1 protein-coding gene is annotated in these 797 nt (G+C 43.0%); it reads right to left on the bottom strand.

Features of this window, described 5'->3' with window-relative positions; genetic code table 11:
• Window positions 1-796: aldose 1-epimerase (locus AB4653_RS28395; protein ID WP_372105973.1), on the bottom strand; the 796-nt coding region annotated here is incomplete at its 3' end.
• Window position 797 lies beyond the last annotated feature (1 nt).

Below are 797 nucleotides of genomic sequence, written 5' to 3'. Positions count from 1 at the left end.
TTGCAATACTTTGCTCGCTCGTTGGCGTGTAAAGCTGAACGAATGGGTAGCTTTCATCTTGTTGGTAGCGAATTGCGGCAGACGAATCTGAGCGCGTAAACGCAAGTTGGTTGGTTGTCTTGGAATCAAATTCAAAGCAGTGATTTAAGCTTTGATTGGTGAGTGAATCGTCCAAAGACAAACGGTCAAAAGCGTGTTTTTCACCATTGGGTAGGTCGTTTTCGTGTATGACCTCAGAGCAAGGCGACATAGCGAGTCCACATTGTGCTAGCTCAGTACCGAGTGAAAAATAAGGGTGCCAAGCATCTCCGAATGGGAAGGCGGAATCACCCAAATTAGAGACGGTCGTTGAGGAAGTGAGTTTACCCGTGGTATCGATAGTGAAGGTGACTTCAAGGTTGAACGCAAACGGGAAAGCAGGATGCAAAGATGACGTTTGATACTGCAACGTCACACTGGCGGATTCTTCAGTGGTTACGCTGTTTGTGATTGAAAAAGGTTGGTTGTAGAGCAGGCCGTGTACGGCGTGATCAGACCATGGAAAGTTAGCTGGGAGTTGATGGTTTTGGTTATCGAAACTGTAACGACCTAAGTTTAAACGGTTTGGAAAAGGGAATAATTTAGCACTGCGGGAAAAGAACGGATGTTGGTTGATCAGTTCATCATAATTCTGATAACCACAAATAAAAGAGAATGGACTGTTATTTACGATATACTTATTAATAACAGCACCAAATCCATTGATTATTTGAAGTTCTATACCATGTTGGTGGTTTATTAATGTGACAGAGTCAATA

The organism is Vibrio sp. 10N.222.48.A3 (assembly GCF_041475345.1).
Taxonomy (GTDB): domain Bacteria; phylum Pseudomonadota; class Gammaproteobacteria; order Enterobacterales; family Vibrionaceae; genus Vibrio; species Vibrio tasmaniensis_A.
This window is presented reverse-complemented; position numbering and strand designations above follow the sequence as displayed.